This window comes from Lysinibacillus fusiformis (assembly GCF_016925635.1).
Taxonomy (GTDB): domain Bacteria; phylum Bacillota; class Bacilli; order Bacillales_A; family Planococcaceae; genus Lysinibacillus; species Lysinibacillus fusiformis_F.
The window spans coordinates 60634-81975 of sequence record NZ_CP070490.1 but is presented as its reverse complement, the minus strand read 5'-3'; the positions used below and the strand labels follow the sequence as shown (position 1 = coordinate 81975).

The window sequence follows — 21342 nt, the reverse complement described above, 5'->3', positions numbered from 1 at the left end:
TTTAAGAAAGGAGGGGGATTATGCTTCATAAATGGGAGGGTATTGTATTAAAGGTTCGCGCATATGGTGAATCCAATAAGATAGTTATTTTGCTAACGCGAGAAGCTGGCAAAGTGGCTACGATGGCTCGAGGGGCAAAAAAACCTTCTAGTAGATTGGCTTCCGTCACGCAACCCTTTACCTATGGCATGTTTATGGTACAACATCATACGGGTATGGGGACATTGCAACAGGGAGAGCATTTGAATTCAATGCGCCATATTCGTGAAGATATTATGGCTACTGCTTATGCTAGCTATATTATGGAATTAGTGGAGCGAGTTGTAGAAGAAGGGAAGCCAGAACCATTTGCGTTTGATGTCTTACTACAAGCATTACAAGCAATTGAGGATGGCTATGATCCTGAAGCCATTACGCTGTTTGTTGAATGGAAAATGCTACCCTATACAGGTGTGCAACCTATTTTACATGCCTGTGCTGCGTGTGGCGCTGTAGATGGGGAATTTGCTTTTTCCTTTGCTCAAGGAGGATTTTTATGCCATCGCTGTTATCAGCATGACCCCTATATCATTCGCTTAACGCCAACACAGCTGAAACTGATCAGGATGTTCTATACTGTTCCTATCGACCAAATTGGAAAAATAGAGCTGAAAAAAGAAACAAAATATTTCATAAAAAAAATTATTACAACCATCTATGAAGAACAAACGGGGATTCGGTTTAAGACGAGAAAATTTATTGAGCAACTAGAACGTACCCCTGAATTGCAAATACGCTCGAAAGACGAAATGCCAGAAGAACCATAATGTTCATCTGGCATTTTATGATGTTGAAAAAAGACCTTTTAGCAAGGCGAGGGGTTGATTTCCGTTCCGCCAGCGACCTTTCCAGGGGGCGTCCGATGAGCCGCTTCACTCACTTACGTTCGCTCCAGGGTCTCCTCTGTGACGCTAATCCCCTAGGAGTGACGCTGGCTCCACTCCAATCAACCATTCTGCAAAAGCGTCTTTTCCTTTTCTTTCATACTAACAGTAGTGAAAAAGGTGGAGAAGCGATGCGTGACAACACCTCTCCATAAAGAGTAGTGACACATCTTCACTTTCTTTGAAAACCTTTGCTAAAAAGGTTACATTTTTGTGGATTGGAGTGGCAGGCTACTTGACTCCCATGGAATAGCGAGACAGGCGAGCCTCTAAACGGAGCGGTAGAGAAGGAAGCAAGTAGCCTGTAACGGAAATTCATTATTACAAAAATTCTATTGATGGTTTTGGTTTCAACACTGCGAAATGCCAGAAGAACCGTAATGTTCATCTGGCATTTTTCGTTAGTTAAAATTCTTCCTCATCCTCTGACACTAAAAAGGCCCATTGTCCAGCAATTTTTTTACTTTCAATATAAAGGTAAGCCGTTTCTTCGTTTTTACCTGTTAAATGGAGAATCGCTAGACCTTCAGCTTTTGGCGTAACATGTAGTTGCCCATTAAGAATCGTCGCTTTTACAGGCACTGGCTCAAAACCAAAACTTTCGAGAGCTACATATGCTGGTTCAAAAGGTAATTCTTGCGTCGTCAGTATTAATTCATCTGTTAAATGATATAAATCAATGTTGCGAACAAAATCATAGGAATACACTTCTGCAGCCATCTTTTGTTGTTGAGTCCCATCTGAAAATGTAACAATGAATTGTCCGTTTTGCAAGATGGATAGTGTTTGATCTTGTTGATTAAAGCTGTATAAATTGGGAGCAAGTGCCTGTCCATTCGTATTATGGACCGTCAACTCTGTTGGCACAAAAGGTAAATGGCTCTCCGTTATATCAAATGATAAATTTTCTATATAATCTTCTTCCTTTACTTCTTCAAGCGTTGTCTTTAGCTTCCCATTAACATTTTTTACATGTACTAAATAGAAGATTTCAGTAAAGTCCTCGGAATCATCTGTGAATCCAGTGATTACCAATTTACCCGTTCCTTCTTTTAATGGGGTAATGGTGATAGATTCTGTCATGTCCTCATTTTCATCCCAAGCGAAAATATCCGTTGCTGGCTCTAAACCACCATAAAATGCAAAGATATAATCTTGCTTAAATTGTTTTGCATAGATGGTGGCATTGCCAAGCATCTTTTCAGCACGCACAACAAAAGCAGCCAGTTGAGAGCGCTTCACATTACTTTTTGGACCGAAAGTCGTTGCAGATGTTCCTTTTGTAATACCATTTGCAAACAATGCTTTAATATGAGGTTCAAATTCATTCCCCTTTTTGACATCTGTAAATGGTAATTGTGTGTTACTCGGACTTGTTAATCCAAAGCCTTTCGCAATCATTTTTGACATTTGCTCGCGTGTAATATTTTGAGTAGGGTAGAAATAACCATTTGCTCCATTAATAATACCAGCATTCGCTAATGCGGCAATGGCGCCGTAGTTTTCATCGCCAGGTTTGATGTCCTTGAATTGAGGATTTTTTACGTGAACTGTATCGAGCTTTAAAATACCTGCTAAAATCTTCGCAGCCTGTGTACGTGTAATAGGGTTTGCAGGTTTAAATGTCCCATCCATATAGCCAGATATGATGCCTCGATCTGCTAACTGAATAATGGCTTTTCCTTCCTCGTTGGATGGGTTGATATCAGGAAAAAATGATGCTGCATGTGCTGGTGGTGCGACAATAATCGCACTTGTTGCTAAAGCAGTTGCTATAGCTAGTTGAAATAAACGTTGAGACTGCAATTGAATTCCTCCAAATAGTACAATAGAAAATTTTATAGTATGAATGTTTCAGGTCAGACCTTCCTATGTATCAGTTCAAACTTCCGGACGATTGAATGTTAAAAGGGGGTGTGTCTTTAGCTTGTTAATTATTCATTATTTAACAGCTAATACTAACTATAATACCTTATTTATACCAAAAAGATGGAACTCCGAATAGAGGAAATTTCATCCTCATCATGACGTAATTGGTAAGCAATTAGGTCTTAGCACAAAAGCATTCAGTTTTTTGAGTTTACAAGTTTATAGGTGGAAGCAACTATATCTGCCACCTCTCTTTCTATATCCAGGACCATAGTAGTGTTATATTCTTCACTTTAGATGGAATGTTAATCAATAAAATTTTAATTTTTACAAAATAAAATTATTAGAAAAAATTAATTTTATCTAATAATTATTTATCATGAATTGAAAAATATAGAGTCTAATTAACTTATAATTTATTTTTTATCTATATGTATACATAATTTTATAGGTAAAAGGATTTGTATTTTCGTTTAGTTTTCATTATATAAGTGGTAGAAACTGTTCATTTGAGTCCCATATACTAGTTGAAAAGGCATTTTAACCTATGATATTGTAAATGGTATAGATAATGGTAATTATATTTTTTAAATATAATTTAGTCGTTTAATCCCCATCGAAACTGATGTACGTTAGATCACTTTAGACACGCCTATGAAATATAAAAGCCTCTATCAGCAAAACGTATTGTTATACGTTTATCAGAATAGCGCAGTCCTATGGAAGAAGGAGGGAGTCACATAGTGCTTAGTACATTGCGTATGTGGCAAAATATATGCTACGAAAAGTAACCTTAAGTATTCATGAAGTTGAAGCAAATGATATATTAGCAGAAGATATTTTTTCAGAGTATCGTTTATTAGCTAAAAAGGATTTAGTTTTAACGGAACGAATTATTGCCTTACTTAAACTTCGTAAAGTAGATGAATTATCTGTCTATTTGCCATCTGATTCAGTTCGAGTTGTCCATGATTTAAGTGCTCAACGAACAAGAGAATATGAAGATCTATTTGCCCCATTAATGGAAAAAAGAGATCCAGTGGATGATTATAAAGAGACAGTTAGTCAACTTTTTATGACAACACTGGAGAATGTCGTGCATGAATTACGCTATGGACAAATTCTTAAAAGCATGCAGGATACGGCTTATGTAAGAGGTGTTTTTGAAAAGATTTTGGAAAAAAAATATCGCTATGAGCTACTTATGCGTTTAAAGGAATGGGATGAGTATTCATTTGTCCATTCATTTGATGTATTTGTCTTAGGTACAATTTTTGCCAGATACTTAGGTTTAACAGATATCGAAACATTAGCTAGGGGCTACTTGTTCCATGATATCGGGAAGGTTTTTATACCTCAAGAAATATTAAATTTAAAACGTAAACTCTCTGAAGATGAGTTTGATATTGTCAAGGCACACACCACAAAAGGCTACGAGCTACTTATCGAACATAAAGAGGAAGACATCGCCTATTTGGCACGAGATCATCATGAACGTTTTGCGGGAAAGGGCTACCCAAATCAACTTTGTGCGGATGATATGAGTGATGGTGTACAATTATTACAAATTATTGATGTATATTCAGCAATGACATCCAAGCGGGTCTATCACGTTGGCTACGGTGCTACAGATGCTTTAGCTGTTTTATACAGAGATCGTCATTTATATAATGAGAGCTTTATGCATAAATTTGTAGAATGTTTAGGGATTTACCCAGTTAACTCTGTTGTTATGTTATCAGATAATCGCAGTGCACAAGTAGAACTTGTTTATGATTTATTTCCTACATTACCAAAAGTGAGATTGCTGGATGAGCAGAAATCTATGAACTTACCTCTGAACTATAGTGTGAGAATTACGAAAATGATAGACTATCGAGCTAATAGCTTTGAAGAGATTTTCAATTTATTTGTAGAGCAATTAATCCGCTGTGATGAAAATAATCTGAGAATTCATTTTAATAAATTAATTGACCATTTACATCCTAAAGAAATTGTCTTAAAAATTTTCTTACCAGCCTTTCGTATATTACGTTTATTAACAAGAGAAATCCAAACGGATATGACGAAATATCGAAATTCTATTGGTATCTTAAAAACACTACTAGAAGAGCAATTAAACGTTTTATATATGGATTATCAGCATGAACAAACAACCATTTTAGTTGTGGAAACATCGTTACGCGAAAATTTCTTCATTAAGCTTGTGCAAAGTATTTTGTATATTGATAAAATTGTACCATTCTTCATAAATCCAGGTGATGATCAACGGATTACACAATTGATGGAACATTGTGAGGTCAATGTCGCTTATTTTATTGAAGATGAACAAACGTTTGACAAACGGGTTCGTCCAATGCGAGAAGGTACATTCCTTTATTACTCACTAGCAGATATTGAGGAGCTATTAGTGAGCTTAATAGGGATGAGTATGAAAAAGTTTTCATTCGAGGAAAAAATGCAAGAGCGCTTATTTTCAACATATAAAGCATAAAAAAGAGGGAGTTGCCAATTGGCTACCCCCTCTTTTTTATTAGAATTGTAAATGTTTTTCAATATATGCTTTTACTTCAGCAATAGGCATACGAACTTGTGTCATAGAGTCACGATGACGTACTGTTACTTGGCCATCCTCTTTTGAATCAAAATCATATGTGATACAGAATGGTGTACCAATTTCATCTTGACGACGGTAACGTTTACCAATTGATTGTGATTCATCAAAATCAACAGGGAAGGCTTTACGCAGTTCAGCCCAAACATCTGTCGCTTCATCAGATAATTTTTTAGAAAGTGGTAGCACGGCAGCTTTGAATGGTGCTAAAGCAGGGTGGAAACGTAAAACGGTACGCTTATCGTCACCTTCTAGCTCCTCTTCATCATAGGCATCACATAGGAAGGCTAATGTTACACGATCAGCTCCTAATGATGGTTCAATACAATAAGGAACATAGCGTTCGTTTGATACAGGATCGATATAAGTGAAATCTTCACCAGAGTGTTCCATATGTTGTTTTAAATCGAAATCTGTACGATCAGCTACACCCCAAAGCTCTCCCCAGCCAAATGGGAATTTGAATTCGATATCTGTTGTCGCGTTAGAGTAGTGAGAGAGTTCATCATCCTCATGGTCACGAAGACGCATCGAATCTTCTTTCATGCCTAGGTTTAGTAACCAATTTTTACAGAATTCTTTCCAATATGCATGCCATTCAAGGTCTTCGCCCGGTTTACAGAAGAATTCAAGCTCCATTTGTTCGAATTCACGTGTACGGAATGTGAAGTTACCCGGTGTAATTTCGTTACGGAAAGATTTACCGATTTGTGCGATACCAAATGGTGTACGTTTACGCATAGAACGTTGAACATTTTTAAAGTTCACGAAAATACCTTGTGCCGTTTCTGGACGTAAATAAATTTCGTTTGTAGAAGATTCCGTTACACCCTGGAATGTTTTAAACATAAGGTTGAATTGGCGAATATCTGTGAAATCAGTTTTTCCACAATCAGGACATACGACGTCATATTTAATCATTGTTTCTTTCATTTGATCGAATGTCATACCATCAACAATGATTTCATCGCCCTTTGCCAATGCAGCGTCTTCGATAATTTTATCTGCACGGTGGCGAGCTTTACATGATTTACAGTCGATCATTGGGTCATTAAAGTTACCAACGTGACCTGAAGCAACCCAAGCTTTTGGGTTCATTAAGATCGCAGCGTCAATACCTACATTGTGTTCTGATTCTTGGACGAATTTTTGCCACCAAGCTTTTTTAATATTGTTTTTTAATTCAACGCCTAGTGGACCATAATCCCAAGTATTTGCTAAACCTCCGTAGATTTCAGAACCAGGGAAGACAAAGCCTCGATGTTTTGCTAATGATACGATGGTTTCCATTGATTTGTTAGCCATAAAATAGCCTCCTTCAAAGTTTTCATATTGTTTTTTAGCGGTAAAACGCCAAAGTTTTTTTCATTCAGTGGCAACTAAATGAAAATAGCACCCGTCTCCGGGCACAATGTATGCCCAGGGACGAGTGCTAATACCCGCGGTTCCACCCTGATTGTTTTAAACGAGTAGTTTAAAACCTCTTTTCAAAAAGTTAGCTCAGGGAGTGCCTTTTCTCTGTTACTGTGTAGACTTTCACCATCTTCTACTCGCTTTTGAATGGAACAGATACTTTTTTCCCATCATCGCCTGTATAACGCAATTTGCTCGAAAATACTGATAGAGCAAGCGTATGTGTGAATATTGTAGCATGTAGTTCTTTAATTCGCAATAATTATTAAAATAGTATATAATAATTGAGCATAAGTATAACACTATTAGATTTGAGGCGGTGAGTCCAATCGAACTCAATAAACGTCAGGAAGACATATTACAAATTGTGAAAGAAAACGGCCCTATTACTGGAGAACATATTGCCGAACGTCTCAATCTGACAAGAGCCACTTTAAGACCAGATTTAGCCATCCTAACAATGGCAGGATTTCTAGATGCAAGGCCAAGGGTTGGTTATTTTTATTCAGGTAAGAAGGCATCTGTTGCATTAATAGATAGTATTCACAATTTAAAAGTGAAGGATTTTCATTCAGGCCCTGTAGTTGTCCCTGAAACAATGACGGTTTATGATGCAATTTGCTTTATGTTTTCAGAAGATGTTGGTACACTCTTTGTCGTAGATAAGAATGAGTTTTTGACAGGCGTACTATCTCGCAAAGATTTACTGCGTACAAGTATTGGCACGCAGGATTTAAATAAAATTCCAGTACATATTATTATGACGCGTATGCCAAATATTTCGTACTGTGAAAGATCAGATTCTTTAATTGTTGCAGCGAACAAACTTATTGAACGAGAGGTTGATTCACTACCAGTAGTTGAACCGCAAGAGGGTGGTTTAACGATTGTTGGTCGTCTTACAAAAACAACGATTACACGAGCTTTCTTATCTCTTGCACAAAATGTCTAAATTGAAGGAGAGCTGCATGAAAAGACTACGCGTATTTGTTGTATCTGATTCTGTCGGTGAAACTGGTGACCAAGTTGCAAAAGCAGTTATTAGCCAGTTCCGACCGGGTCTTGAAAATACTGTAATTCGTCGATTTCCACATATTCAATCAGAGGAGCTTATCCGTAAAATTGTTTTTCTTGCTTCGCAGCAGCGAGCATTTATAGTCTATACACTTGTTCGTCAAGAAATGCGCAAATTATTACATGATTTATGTGAACAAGAAAAAATCCAGGCTGTGGATATTTTAGGTCCAGCTCTACAATCAATGGCAGCTTTTATGGAAGAAAACCCATTGGAAACACCAGGAATTGTTCATATGCTGGATGATGATTATTTCAAAAAAATTGAAGCGATTGAATTCGCGGTGAAGTATGATGATGGTAGAGATCCGCGTGGATTATTACAAGCTGATATCGTACTCGTTGGGGTATCTAGAACATCTAAAACGCCACTATCACAGTATTTAGCTCATAAAAAATATAAGGTGGCGAATGTACCATTAGTGCCAGAGGTAGAACCACCAGAAGAGCTTTTACAGATAGACCCTAAAAAATGCTTTGGTTTAATCATCTCACCTGAAAAGTTAAACTTTATAAGGAAAGAAAGATTAATGTCTCTCGGCTTAAATGATGATGCCATCTATGCGCAGCATGAAAGAATTCTAGATGAAATACAGCATTTTGAAAAAATTGTCGGTAAAATAGGTTGTCAAGTTATTGATGTGACAAATAAAGCTGTTGAAGAGACAGCAAATACGATTATTGAACATATTTTGACCTGTAAATAAGGATAGTATTTTAAACCACCTCGGTTAGCAGAGGCGGTTTTTTTGAGTGGATTTTGAAAATGGTATAGATAAAAACTAATTTTTGTTTTATAATAATAAAATTGTGGTAAAAATATTTATAAGAGAAAAATCCTAATTTTTTGTCGAGAAATAAAGGAATTTTAAAACGAATAGCGAATTGTGTTTCTAGAACGCAAATATTAAAGATGGTGATGGATTTGGCAGGGAAGATTCCAGAAGAAGTAATTGAACAGATTCGCACACAATCGGATATTGTTGATGTTATTAGTGAATACATGCAGCTTACTAAGCGTGGGCGAAATTGGTTTGGTCTCTGTCCATTTCATGGAGAGCAAACACCGTCTTTTTCTGTATCTACAGACAAGCAAATTTTTCATTGCTTTGGTTGTGGTGCAGGGGGCAATGCCATTACTTTTGTAATGGATATTGAAGGCATTTCTTTTCCTGATGCAGTGGTGAAACTTGGGGAACGTGTTGGCATACACTTAGATGTTGAGCCAAGTTTTCCCGGAGGAACGAAAAAGATATCTAAAGCAGAAGAAAGGATGAAAGAAGCACACGCTTTTGCAGCAGATTTTTTTCATCATTTACTGTTGAACACAGAGGATGGTGAAGAACCTTTAAATTATTTGCTAGAAAGAGGATTTACAAGGGAACTTATAGAATCTAATAACATTGGTTGGTCTCTCCCAAGCTTTGATGCATTAACAATATTGCTTGAAAGAAAAGGTTATAACTTACAAGAAATTGCCGAAAGTGGCTTAATCATCAAAAGAGAGGGAGAAGAACGTTATTTTGATCGTTTTAGAGGACGTATCATGTTTCCTATTCGAGATGAGAATGGTAAAATTATTGCCTTCTCAGGACGTATCCTTTCATCCAATGGTGAGGAAGCAAAATATTTAAATAGTCCAGAATCACCAATTTTTCAAAAAAGTGAAGTGCTTTATAACCTAGATAAAGCACGAACTTCTATCAGAAAAAATCGTCAAGTAGTATTGATGGAAGGTTTTGTGGATGTTTTAGCAGCCAATTCTGTAGGTGTAATGAATGTTGTTGCGACAATGGGTACTTCGCTAACAAATCAGCATATCACAAAGCTAAAGCGCTTAGTAGAGCAAATTACGATTTGCTATGATGGTGATAATGCTGGATTTGATGCAGCGAAGCGAGCAGCGCAACTACTGCATACAGAGCGCATGAAAGTCAATATTGCCGTGTTGCCAGAAAAATTAGATCCTGATGAATACATTCGCACTTTAGGTGGACAAGCATTTAAGGAACAAATTTTGGAAAACCCTCATGCGTATATTGCTTTTATGATGATGCATGCTAGACGCAATAAGAACTTTCAATTTGAAAATGATACGCTTCAATATATTCAAGAAGTCCTTGAACAGCTAGTGGGTAGATCCTCACCAGTTGAACGAGATTTGTATATACGGCAGCTATCAAATGAAACAAATATCTCGGAAGAAGCCATTTATGCCCAATTCCGAAAACTGGAGGCTAATCAGGTACGTTCTGCAAAAGCAGAGATGCCTACACAGATACCTTCAATGCCAGTCACGCAACAACAAAAGCCTATGGACGCAGCCGAACGTGCCGAACGTTTATTACTGGCTCATATGCTTCATAATATAGATGTAGTGGACAGGGTATTACGTAGTGAGCAAAAAGAGCCATTTGTAAGAGATACTTATATGGCTGTTTTTGTTCGCTTAGTAGGGTTTTATGAGGAGTATGGTCATCCTGATTATCAGCGTTTTGTGGAAATTTTGGATGACGCTGAATTACGGAAAATTGTCATGGAAGCAGCTTTAGTCGAGCGAGATCCTGATCAAGCAGAGGCAGAGGTTATGGACTCCATCCGTCAGCTTCAAAAATATAGAATTGAGCAAGAAATTTATCAAAAGATGCATGAGTCAAAGGAAGCGGAGAAGATGCATGAGTATGCACGTGCACTTGAAATCGCCCAACAGATTATTCATTTAAGAAAATCGTTATCGGCGATTTAACCCGATTCGGTTGTTTAGAAGGAGGAAGGTTTATGGCGGACAAGTCAGAACGTTCAAAAGAGATAGAAGTAGAAATTACATTAGATGATGCAAAAAAATTCCTACAAGAAAAAGCGAAAACAGAAGGTGAAATTTCAATGAAAGAAATTTCAGAGAAACTAACACCTTATGAATTGGAAAACGAAGAAATTTTCCATTTCGCTGAGGATCTTGAAAAGCATAAAGATATTCAAATCATTGGAAAAGAAGAATTTGAAGAAGAGAGTCTAATGAAAGAAGAAGCGAACGAAGAAACTTTCGACTTAAATGATTTGAGTGTGCCACCAGGTGTTAAAATCAATGACCCTGTACGTATGTATTTAAAAGAAATTGGCCGAGTAGATTTATTATCTGCTGAGCAGGAAATTGCGCTTGCAGAACGTATAGAGCAAGGAGACGAGGAAGCACGTAAACGTCTTGCAGAAGCAAACTTACGTCTAGTTGTATCGATTGCAAAACGTTATGTTGGTCGTGGAATGTTATTCCTTGATTTAATTCAAGAAGGAAATATGGGTCTTATTAAGGCTGTTGAAAAATTCGATTACCGTAAAGGATTTAAATTCTCGACTTACGCTACATGGTGGATTCGTCAAGCGATAACACGTGCGATTGCTGACCAAGCGCGTACGATTCGTATTCCTGTTCACATGGTCGAAACCATTAATAAATTAATACGTGTACAACGTCAACTTTTACAAGATTTAGGTCGTGAGCCTTCTCCAGAAGAAATTGGAGAAGAAATGGATTTAACACCTGAAAAAGTGCGTGAAATTTTAAAAATTGCACAAGAACCAGTATCTCTTGAAACACCAATTGGAGAAGAAGATGATTCCCATTTAGGAGACTTTATCGAGGACTCAGAAGCACAATCTCCATCCGACCATGCAGCCTATGAACTGTTAAAAGAACAATTAGAGGATGTACTAGATACGTTAACAGACCGTGAAGAAAACGTACTTCGTTTACGTTTTGGTTTAGACGATGGTCGCACACGTACATTAGAAGAGGTAGGCAAGGTCTTTGGCGTAACACGTGAACGTATTCGTCAAATCGAGGCGAAAGCACTAAGAAAATTACGCCATCCTTCTCGCAGTAAACGTTTAAAAGATTTCTTAGAATAAGATTAAAAATAGCTGGAGCTATCCAAGTAGTGAGAAAATGACTAATTGGTATAGCTCCTTTTTTATAGAAATGAAAAGTGAACAAAAAGAAATTAGCCCTGCTATTCACCTATCGATGTTACGCAATGATAGATAATTAGAATGAGGGAAATGCTAGATTTGCGACTTTATACAGATGTGTTTTCAAATAGTGTGAGATAAAATTGTAATACAACCATTATTAAGCAATGTTTGGAGCTAACACTATGACAAATCCTCGTAAAAAAATAATCCTTAATGAAATTTTGTTTTGGAAGCAAAATAAACTTTTACCTGAGCACTATTGTGACTTTTTAGCAGCTCTTTATACAGAGGGGGCTGATATAGAGGAGTTAGAACCAGTGCAACATCCTAAACAAGCGGTCTTGCCATCAGAAAAAAGAAAAATGATCCTGTTAGTAGTAGGTCTATGTATCGCCATAATGGCTGTTTTGGTACTCTATTTTACAATGCAATCTTTAACATTGATTTTTACAGTAATCGTGGGAGTAGGCGCTTGCATCTTATTTATTGCTGCGTGGCAAATGGCACAAAAAAAACATCTACTAGCCCCTATTTTTCATGTACTAGCGGCTATTCTGTTATTTAGTATGTCGATCCGCATTTGTACTACATATTTTAGTGGAAATAATATGGTTTTATTTTGCTTGATTGCAATGAATTGTGTCATATGGCTTTGGTCAGGTATCAAAATGAAACTTCTATATTTCACAGTCTCAGGTGCTTTAGGATTAATAGCACTGATTGGGTACTATATCATAAATTTATCTTGATTTAGCGAATGTTTTTTGTATCGATGTACAGAGGACTCCATTTACTATATTAGAGAAGAAAACTTAATCGAACTTTAGTGTTTTTATAAATATCATAATTTGTGACAATTTATCTATAATAAGAACATCATCATGTTAAAGTTTTAACCTAAGAAGATTCAAAATCTGTACGCTGATTTTAAGCGTGCAGATTTTTACTTTTTGGGTATATGAATGCGTGAAAAGGGTATGATAACAGCATGAATATAATGAAAAAGAAATTGTATAAAAGGATAAATTTGACCAATTTTGGATGTTGGCAAGACATATTTTATCCAATAGATACAGAAATGTCGAATTTGTTACAAACAAAGGAAAACTTAGCGAATAGGGCTTTTCGTTTCTTTGTTAATGAAGTACAATATTAGATGTTGACTGATTCTATATTATAATAGAAGTAGACTTAAAATGAGGAGGGGAAACTTATGAAAAACAATCCAGTCGTTCCTTACATCTTAATTCTGGCATTTGGTATTGGTCTTATTTTCTTCATGTCTTTACAAGGTGCAGATAACAAGAAAGAAATTGCTGCTGAACATGAGGGTGGTGGCGAAACTACTACAGAAACAACAGACGCAGATGCTGATGGTTCAGCACTAGTACAAGCTTGTATTGGTTGTCACGGTGGTGACTTAACTGGTGGTATGGGTCCAAACCTACATGGCTTAGATGAAGCTCATATCGTAGAAGTTTTAACTAAGGGTATCGAAGGTACTCCAATGCAACCAAACATGAAAACTGAAGCGGAAGCAAAAGCAATCGCTGAATACATTTCTACTTTAGAATAGTAAAACTGACAAGTAGCTGTACTGAAATCGTACAGCTACTTTTTAGGTTTAAAGAATCATGAAGATGGGGTTGTCCACATAGAAATGTGAGACAACTCCATTTGTTTTTTTTCACGACATCATCCATACTATTAATGGACTCTATTGAAGATAGGCGGTATAAAAATGAACGCACAAAAACTTTCAAAGCGATTAGAAGCAGTAGCAAAATTTGTTCCCACAGGAGCGATCATGGCGGATATTGGTAGTGACCATGCCTATTTACCATGCTATTTAATTCATAATGGAACAGCCTCTTATGCCATAGCAGGGGAAGTTGTAAAAGGGCCTTATGAATCAGCTGTAGGACAAGTACAGAAGGAAAACTTAACTGAAAAAATGACAGTCCGCCTTGCAGATGGATTAGCAGCAATTGAAGAAGCTGACCATGTGGATACAATCACGATAGCTGGGATGGGTGGACCATTGATTGTTTCCATTCTAGAGAAACACCCAGAGAAGCTTCAAGGTGTCACACGTCTTATTTTACAACCAAATATTCATGCTAAAGTCATTCGTGAGTGGGCTTTAGCACATCAGTGGGCGATTCTTGATGAAGAGATTTTAGAGGAAGATGATAAAATCTATGAAATCCTTGTGTTACAAAGAGGGCAAATGGAGCTCTCTACAGCAGAGATTTTGTTTGGGCCTAAACTAAGCCTGCGTAAATCACCGGTATTTACGAAAAAATGGTTGCGCGAAAAAGACAACTGGCAACGTGTACTACAATCCATTGAAGGAGCAGAACAGACACCTGAAATTGAAGAAAAACGTGCAGAGTTAATGGCTCTGATACACTTAGTAGAAGGAGTTTTGTAGATGAAAACGGTAAATGGCCAAGAAGTTATTCAAGTGTTCGAATCATGGTCACCCAAAAAACTAGCTTGTATGGACAATGATCCAATTGGACTAGCCATAGGGACCCTAAACAAACCTGTAAACAAAGTATTGGTGACGTTAGATGTCAATGAAGCCGTTGCAAATGAGGCCATAGAAAAGGGCTGTGAGCTGATTATCGCTCATCATCCACCAATCTTTAGACGCCTAGCGAATATCCGCACAGATCATCCAGCAGGGCGTTTATATGAAAAGCTCATTAAACATGATATTGCTGTATATGCTGCTCATACAAACTTAGATGTAGCTGAAGGTGGAGTCAATGATTTACTAGCAGATGCCCTACAGCTAAAAAATCGTTCAATATTAGAAGAAACGTATGCTGAAAATCTGTTGAAGCTAGCAGTCTTTATACCAACTGCCAATGCAGAAGCATTACGTGAGGCGCTGGCAAAGGCTGGGGCAGGTCGTATTGGGGACTATGAAGCATGTAGTTATACAACGACTGGAGAAGGACGATTTCGTGCATTAGCAGGAGCAAATCCGTTTGTTGGCTCTGTTGGCGAATTACATGTGGAGGAAGAAGTGAAGGTAGAAGTCGTATTTCCTGAATCCATTAAAAGTCGCGTGTTAAAGGCCATGTTGACTAGTCATCCTTATGAGGAGCCTGCCTATGATGTAATACGTCTTGAGCAGCAAATAAATGTGATGGGATTAGGGCGTGTTGGTTACTTAACGCAAGAAATGACGTTGCAACAATTTGCTGAATTCGTAAAGCAACAACTAGATGTCCCGGCAGTTCGTGTAGTTGGGGATTTACAATCCACGGTCAGCAAAGTGGCGCTTGTAGGGGGAGACGGCAATAAATATATTTATGCGGCAAAACGTGCAGGAGCAGATGTTTTCTTAACAGGTGATATGTACTTCCATACAGCACAGGACGCACAAGCGATTGACTTGCAAATAGTAGATCCTGGTCATCATGTAGAAAAGGTGATGATTGCGGGAGTAGCAAAAAAAATGGCTGAACTATGTGAGAATAAAAAATATCTGGTTGAATTCGTCCAATCAACCATCCATACAGAACCATTTTTATTTGTATAAGTGAGGGAACAAATATGGCTAATGAAAGACGAGCTGGCAATAAGGCCGGCAAGCTATGGATCATGATTGGTTTATTCATCGTTGTTTTTGGTATTGGTATGACGGTAATGACAAATATGGTCAATGATAAGAAAATCGATGCAATGACACAGCAATGTGAAGATGATGGGAGACAAGCGATAGTATCAAAGGAAAAAAAATTTTTATCCACGAGCTATTCATTTGAATGTAAAAAATGAAATGGAGGCTGAACGCTAGTAGAACTAGTGTTTCAGCCTTTTTGTATGCAAGGAATCTATGGATAGTGATAAGATGAAGATAAAATTTATTAGCAGAAATGGAGAGAGTTATTTTGTTTATCCGTTTATCCAAAGATCAGCAAGAAATGATTCTTGCTGATATTCAACGATTTTTCTATAATCAGCGTGATGAAGACATTAGTGAGTTTGAAGCGGAGCGTGTATTAGATTTTATTAAGGAGCATATTGCTCCCTATATTTATAATGCTGCCTTGTCTGATGCTAAGTATGTAGTGGAAAGACAATACGCCTCTATTGATGAAGAATTAGAGGCATTGGAGCAGCCCATTCAAATGAAATAATCCTCTTTATCCCTCTAGTTTAAATATTTGACAGGAAATAAAGATTGATGGTACCTTAATCTTGAATTAAAGATAATTTAATTCTAACTATTCGGAGCTAATTAACTGGTGATGAATAAAGGGATATTTTCCTGACCAAAATGGTTACGAGTGGCGAGCACGTACTATGAACCGTGATCGAGTCACAAGAATGGATGATAAGAGGAGGCGTCATATGTTAAAAATCGGTATTATTTTAGGAAGTACGCGAGAAGGTCGTGTAAGCCCACAAGTTGGAACTTGGGTAAAGGAAGTTGCGGAAAAACGTCGTGATGCGGAATATGAAATAATTGATATCGCTGATTTTAAATTACCGTTTTTAGGGGAGCCAGGAGGAGATACTTCTGGTGTAGCTGCATGGTCAGAAAAAGTAGCAGCATGTGACGGCTTTGTCTTTATTGTTGCAGAGTACAATCACTCCATTACAGGTGCATTAAAAAATGCATTAGATTATTTACGAGTGGAATGGAACAATAAAGCTGCTGGTATCGTCTCTTACGGTTCTGTTGGAGGTGCACGTGCAGCAGAGCATCTACGGGGAATTCTTGGAGAATTACTAGTTGCCGATGTTCGAGTGCATCCAGCATTATCATTATTTACTGATTTTGAAAACGGTTCTGTCTTTAAACCAAAAGAGGTGCAAGCAGATTCTGTTCATCAAATGTTAGATCAGCTTGTACCATGGTCAACGGCTTTGAAAACAATTCGATCATAACCTCAAGAATATGATTCAGACGGCCGCTTTCAGAAAGCGGTCGTTTTTTTGATGAGATAAAATCCATTAATGTTTGATTTCTTCAATGACTTTTTCTTTTAAATCATTCGCCATAGAAGATAGTTTTACTGTATTTGTGAGGCGCTCTTTTAATTCTTTATCTGTCATAATGCCACGTTCCTCTAAGATTTGTATGAGCAGATTTAATGTCAGCATATTTTTAATATCCGCTGCTTTTGACTCCATATAAAACCCTCCAAAATGATAGAATTACTACCTCTTAAGTGTACTCCTTTTTGAGAAGCATGACACAGAAAGGACAAAACAAAGCAAATTTATTTCGCGTCCCGGAATATGTGGGAAAAAGTAAGCGATACAAGATCTGATAGACCAGTTTGAACATTTGCTGATTTCCCTTATGAAGGAGAGTAGTACTGTATTTGACACTGCGTTTTTTAGTACGAAAAGTATCTGCTGTTTCAAGCTAGAAAAGCGAATATTGTAGTAAAAGGGGACATACCTTCCTATCAGGAGGGAGATTCAATGGTTAAACGGTTTGGGCTTGTGATCGGACTGTTAGTAGTCATTATATCTATGTTAATCCTAGTTGATAAATTAGTAGGAGAGAAAAGGTCAGAAGCAAATAAAAAGGCTCACTCGCTTATTACAAATGAAGAGTTGAGTCTATCTCGGTTGAAGGATAAGCTCCTTGAAAAGTATGTCGGCATTGACGTCAAAACGACTGAAGAAAAGGAATTAGTGATTCAAGTTGTAGGCGGGGAAGACTATTTTCAATCAGTCAAAAAAGATATGGAATCCATTGCAAAAAAGGCTATTCAAACGTCTCCATTAAAGGACTATCCCATAGTCTTTGAAAGGTGGGAGTTTACCTCCTTGCTCGATAACAACAAGATGATGGGGGATGATATAAACCTATTGATGGAAGATTTAATCGCAGGTTTAGAAGCTTTTGATGTATACGAATATTTAGTCATTGAAAATCGAACGACCATTACAATTCAAACAACGATAAAGGGTGCCACTCATGAGGCACTTGAGTTAGCATTGAGGATGGAAGAAGCCATCAAGAAGATTGTACAAGCAAAAGCATCACAAAATGATTCCTATGTCATTAACATATTAAATGTACAGCGAGAAAAAATAAATTAGCCTTGTAGAAAGATGACCCATGATAAAGGCATCGAGAATTAGACGCTCGATGCCTTTGTCATGTTTATATCTAGACTATGTAGTTATTGCAAAGAGTGCTTGATAAAGGGTTGCGAGGAGTGCAACAAAGTGCATATCGTCCGTATGGAAAAGCTTAAACTGTATACCTGTAAGTACTAGTTCAGTTTCCATAGAGCTTGCACTAGCAATCTTTTCATCATTGCAATATAAATAAGCAATAGAGGTAAAATCCTTTTCAAAACGAAATTCTAAATCGTCCATCTTGAATGAATAAGAGGATTCTAATAATTGCACTGTTTTCCGTTGAATCGGTATCAAGCTACCATTAGGCATGACAATTTGATGGCTGACTCCTTTTGTTAACAGGGTCGATTGTACTTGAAAAAGTGGTGCACCTAATGTAGTGCGTGTTTCATAACGATAAGGCAATGTTTGCTGTGCCGCTACCAGCAAGACAGCATTCAGTACTTTACCAGTAGAGGATCGTTCCATTTTTTGAAGCACACATACTGTTTCGTTGTGTTCATTCACGATCGGAATATCGGTAAAGCTTTTAAAGCCTTTCGGATAGGTAAGTGTAAATGTTGCCATAAAGAAACCTCCAGTCATTATCTATACGAGTAAGCAGTCGAGGAGGTTTCAAGAAATGAGCTCTACGATCTTTTTTATCAACATGCCTATCTACTATAAATGAATAGGCTGCTGAAATAGCGAATTATTTCTCTTTCAGCAGCCTTTTTCATTTTATGGCATCTGGGTATGCCCTGACAGAGCACGTTTTTCCTGCTCTGTATCAAATTCTTTTTCCATTTTTGACACGACCACTGTTGCCACACCATTCCCAATTAGATTTGTGACAGCACGTGCTTCTGACATAAAGCGGTCTACGCCGATTAAAAGGGCAATCCCCTCTACAGGAATCATCGGGAATGCTGCTAATGTTGCTGCAAGTGTAATAAAACCAGAGCCTGTTACACCAGCTGCTCCTTTAGAAGTAAGCATTAAGATGGCTAATAGCGTAATTTGATGCCAAATATCTAAATCCACACCATAGGCTTGTGCAATAAAGATAGCCGCCATTGATAAGTAAATGGATGTTCCATCTAAGTTAAATGAATAGCCTGTTGGAATAACTAGTCCTACCACTTGCTTCGAACAGCCATAGTTTTCAAGCTTACGCATCATGGAAGGTAGTGCAGATTCGGATGAAGATGTTCCGATAACGATAAAAATCTCATCTTTAATGTACTTAATAAATTTAAAAATACTAAAGCCGAAGTAATGGGTAATCAATCCAATAATCACAACAATAAAAATAAACATTGTAAGATAAACAGATAACATTAAAAATCCTAAGTTTCCAAGTGATTTAAGTCCAAAGTTTCCAATTGTATAACTCATGGCACCGAATGCACCAATAGGAGATAGTTTCATCACCATGTTAACGATTTTAAAGAAAATATCTGCTACTTGCTCGAAAAATTTAATAACAGGTTTAGCTGGTTCTCCGATTGCTGCAGCGGCTAATCCAAATAAAACAGCCGAGAATAAGACTGGTAATAATTCACCGTTTGCTAAAGCACCTACTACATTTTCAGGAATTATTTGCATAATAAATGCACCTAAACCATGTTCTGCAGCAGCAGCTTCTGTATATTGTGAAACATCAGCACCACTTGCCGCATCTGTATTAAAACCTTTACCTGGTTGTACAATATTGACAACGATTAAACCAATTGCAAGAGCAAAGGTCGAAACAATTTCAAAATAAATTAAAGCCTTGCCACCAATTTTCCCAACCTTTTTAACATCCCCCATACTACCAATGCCGATTACGACTGTTAAGAAGATAATTGGTGCTATCAACATTTTAATTAGTTTAATAAATATATCTGCCAAGATTTTGAGCTTTGCCCCGAATTCTGGGAATGTTGCTCCGACGATAATCCCTAGTACAATGGCGATCAATACTTGTACTGTTAAGTTTTTTAAATTTATCCGCATATAGTTCTCCCCCTACAACATCTTTGAATATTGTGTGAACGCTTTCATGTGGTTATCATAGCTGAAATTTTCCGACAATAGTGCTTATGACCGTAATGGTTGTATTGTTCATTTTGGTCATTTTCATGGTGGGGGGAGTTGAAGCTAGTAATATCAAGGATTTTGAGCTGTTTTATAGTAGATTTGAATTTATTGAATCTATTATAATACAAAAGAAAAAATCCTTACGTTTTGTAAGGATCTTTCATTAATGAACAAAAGTATTAGGGAGCAACGATTTTTTCAATCTCTACTAAGATTTGATCGTTTTGAATATGCGCTCGATAAAAATCATAGACAGAGGCGAGTTGTTCCTTAAAGCGCTGTCTCTCTTGTGGACTCATTGTATACACATCAAAATCATCTAGCTGTTTCAGTTTTACCATATCTTGTTCATTCATCAGCGTAGCCTGCTCAAATTGCCAATCGGTTGTTTCCTTCATAGCATCCAACAACTGATGCTGAATTTTGACAGGTAGAGAATTCCAAAAGGTTTCATTCATTAACACAGCATAGCCCAAAATACCATGTTGGGTGATCGACATATGTTTTTGTACTTTGTAAAAACCCTTTGAATAGATATTAGAAGCGGTATTTTCTTGTGCATCTATCGCATGTTTCTCTAAATCTGAAAAAACCTCACTAAAAGAAATGGGTATAGGTGTTGCTTTGACCACTTCAAATTGCTTTTCTAATGTTTTGCTTGGCATCGTACGCACGCGTAAGCCCTGTAAATCTTCAAATGTATGAATAGGGTGATCGACAGAGGTTAGATGCTTAAACCCATTGTACCAAAAGCCAAGTCCTTTAATATGGATTTGCTCTAGCTCATTGACTAATTGTTCACCAATAGAACCCGTTAGGACTTCCTTTACTTCCTCATTGGTATTAAATAGATAGGGTAAATCAAGCACCTGCCAATTAGGAACATAGGCTGTCATCTTCGAAAAAGTAGGGATGATCATTTCTACGTCACCCTTTTGCAATGCCTGAAATTCATTTTCATCATTAAATAAAGAGGAGTTGGAGTAGACATGTACTTTGACTTTCCCGTTTGTTTTTTCTTCTACTAGCTCAGCAAATTTATTGGCAGCTTGTCCTTTAGGCGTATTTTCAGCGACGACATGACTTAAATGAATCGTTATCTGTGTGTCTAAGCCCTTTTGTTCATCATCATAGGGTAATGGCTTGGCGAATAGTAATCCTTGCTGAACACTGATAGAGACGATTAATACAAACACAGTTATAATCGTTCCAATAATAAATTTTTTCATTGAATACACCCAATTTATTCGTATTTTCTGATGTTTTTGTTATTCTAACATATGGAGTAAG

Annotated in this window: 21 protein-coding genes; 15 read left to right on the top strand and 6 right to left on the bottom strand. The window is 37.2% G+C overall.

Annotated features, from left to right (window positions below):
• The first annotated feature begins 20 nt into the window (after positions 1–20).
• Together recO and JTI58_RS00370 are read left to right on the top strand one after the other, a co-directional pair.
• Complete coding sequence (gene recO, locus JTI58_RS00375) at positions 21–806, top strand: DNA repair protein RecO (protein ID WP_205444457.1); 786 nt, start codon at positions 21–23, stop codon at positions 804–806.
• Positions 806–1078, top strand: coding sequence for a hypothetical protein (locus JTI58_RS00370; protein WP_205444456.1), 273 nt, complete (start codon positions 806–808; stop codon positions 1076–1078). The genes recO and JTI58_RS00370 overlap by 1 nt, the downstream gene beginning before the upstream one ends.
• A gap of 250 nt (positions 1079–1328) precedes the next feature.
• Here JTI58_RS00370 and JTI58_RS00365 read toward each other — a convergent pair whose 3' ends face one another.
• Positions 1329–2729 carry an S-layer homology domain-containing protein gene (locus JTI58_RS00365; RefSeq protein WP_205444454.1) on the bottom strand — a complete coding sequence of 467 codons (1401 nt, stop codon included), beginning with the start codon at positions 2727–2729 and terminating at the stop codon, positions 1329–1331.
• Between the two features lie 838 nt (positions 2730–3567).
• Between JTI58_RS00365 and JTI58_RS00360 the strand changes: the two genes are divergently transcribed.
• Positions 3568–5286, top strand: a complete 1719-nt coding sequence (locus JTI58_RS00360) for an HD-GYP domain-containing protein (protein ID WP_205444452.1) — start codon at positions 3568–3570, stop codon at positions 5284–5286.
• Positions 5287–5325: 39 nt separating this feature from the next.
• On the opposite strand, the gene JTI58_RS00355 is transcribed toward JTI58_RS00360, so the two are convergent.
• Positions 5326–6711 (bottom strand): glycine--tRNA ligase, encoded by a 1386-nt coding sequence (locus tag JTI58_RS00355; RefSeq protein ID WP_205444451.1) that lies wholly within the window; start codon positions 6709–6711, stop codon positions 5326–5328.
• A 427-nt stretch (positions 6712–7138) separates the two neighbouring features.
• On the opposite strand from JTI58_RS00355, the gene JTI58_RS00350 reads away from it, so the two are divergent.
• The 11 genes from JTI58_RS00350 to JTI58_RS00300 all read left to right on the top strand — a co-directional run bounded on the left by JTI58_RS00350 (position 7139) and on the right by JTI58_RS00300 (position 16773).
• Entirely contained in the window at positions 7139–7771 is a 633-nt protein-coding gene (locus JTI58_RS00350; protein WP_205444449.1) for a transcriptional regulator CcpN, read from the top strand.
• Between the two features lie 16 nt (positions 7772–7787).
• Entirely contained in the window at positions 7788–8600 is an 813-nt protein-coding gene (locus JTI58_RS00345; protein WP_205444447.1) for a pyruvate, water dikinase regulatory protein, read from the top strand.
• 206 nt (positions 8601–8806) lie between these two features.
• Entirely contained in the window at positions 8807–10639 is a 1833-nt protein-coding gene (dnaG, locus tag JTI58_RS00340; protein ID WP_205446999.1) for a DNA primase, read from the top strand.
• Between the two features lie 32 nt (positions 10640–10671).
• Positions 10672–11799: an RNA polymerase sigma factor RpoD gene (rpoD, locus tag JTI58_RS00335; RefSeq protein ID WP_004227165.1), complete on the top strand. Its 1128-nt coding sequence runs from the start codon at positions 10672–10674 to the stop codon at positions 11797–11799.
• A gap of 245 nt (positions 11800–12044) precedes the next feature.
• Positions 12045–12611 carry a hypothetical protein gene (locus JTI58_RS00330; RefSeq protein WP_205444445.1) on the top strand — a complete coding sequence of 189 codons (567 nt, stop codon included), beginning with the start codon at positions 12045–12047 and terminating at the stop codon, positions 12609–12611.
• Positions 12612–13075: 464 nt separating this feature from the next.
• The gene (gene cccA / locus JTI58_RS00325) at positions 13076–13438 is read left to right on the top strand and encodes a cytochrome c550 (protein WP_205444443.1); all 363 of its coding nucleotides are present in this window, start codon (positions 13076–13078) and stop codon (positions 13436–13438) included.
• Positions 13439–13603: 165 nt separating this feature from the next.
• On the top strand, positions 13604–14296 hold the full coding sequence (locus JTI58_RS00320; protein WP_205444441.1) for a tRNA (adenine(22)-N(1))-methyltransferase: 693 nt from the start codon (positions 13604–13606) through the stop codon (positions 14294–14296).
• Positions 14297–15418, top strand: coding sequence for a Nif3-like dinuclear metal center hexameric protein (locus tag JTI58_RS00315; RefSeq protein WP_205444439.1), 1122 nt, complete (start codon positions 14297–14299; stop codon positions 15416–15418).
• Between the two features lie 14 nt (positions 15419–15432).
• Positions 15433–15657, top strand: a complete 225-nt coding sequence (locus tag JTI58_RS00310; RefSeq protein ID WP_205444437.1) for a hypothetical protein — start codon at positions 15433–15435, stop codon at positions 15655–15657.
• Positions 15658–15770: 113 nt separating this feature from the next.
• Positions 15771–16019: a DUF2164 domain-containing protein gene (locus tag JTI58_RS00305; RefSeq protein ID WP_205444435.1), complete on the top strand. Its 249-nt coding sequence runs from the start codon at positions 15771–15773 to the stop codon at positions 16017–16019.
• A 214-nt stretch (positions 16020–16233) separates the two neighbouring features.
• Complete coding sequence (locus tag JTI58_RS00300) at positions 16234–16773, top strand: NADPH-dependent FMN reductase (RefSeq protein WP_205444434.1); 540 nt, start codon at positions 16234–16236, stop codon at positions 16771–16773.
• Positions 16774–16839: 66 nt separating this feature from the next.
• On the opposite strand, the gene JTI58_RS00295 is transcribed toward JTI58_RS00300, so the two are convergent.
• Positions 16840–17019 (bottom strand): hypothetical protein, encoded by a 180-nt coding sequence (locus JTI58_RS00295; protein WP_205444432.1) that lies wholly within the window; start codon positions 17017–17019, stop codon positions 16840–16842.
• A 297-nt stretch (positions 17020–17316) separates the two neighbouring features.
• On the opposite strand from JTI58_RS00295, the gene JTI58_RS00290 reads away from it, so the two are divergent.
• Positions 17317–17943, top strand: a complete 627-nt coding sequence (locus tag JTI58_RS00290) for a hypothetical protein (protein ID WP_205444431.1) — start codon at positions 17317–17319, stop codon at positions 17941–17943.
• A 75-nt stretch (positions 17944–18018) separates the two neighbouring features.
• On the opposite strand, the gene JTI58_RS00285 is transcribed toward JTI58_RS00290, so the two are convergent.
• The 3 genes from JTI58_RS00285 to JTI58_RS00275 form a co-directional block, all read right to left on the bottom strand.
• On the bottom strand, positions 18019–18555 hold the full coding sequence (locus JTI58_RS00285) for a tubby C-terminal domain-like protein (protein ID WP_205444429.1): 537 nt from the start codon (positions 18553–18555) through the stop codon (positions 18019–18021).
• 153 nt (positions 18556–18708) lie between these two features.
• Entirely contained in the window at positions 18709–19968 is a 1260-nt protein-coding gene (locus tag JTI58_RS00280; protein ID WP_205444427.1) for a dicarboxylate/amino acid:cation symporter, read from the bottom strand.
• A gap of 263 nt (positions 19969–20231) precedes the next feature.
• Positions 20232–21281 (bottom strand): TRAP transporter substrate-binding protein, encoded by a 1050-nt coding sequence (locus JTI58_RS00275; protein WP_205444426.1) that lies wholly within the window; start codon positions 21279–21281, stop codon positions 20232–20234.
• Positions 21282–21342: the final 61 nt, after the last annotated feature.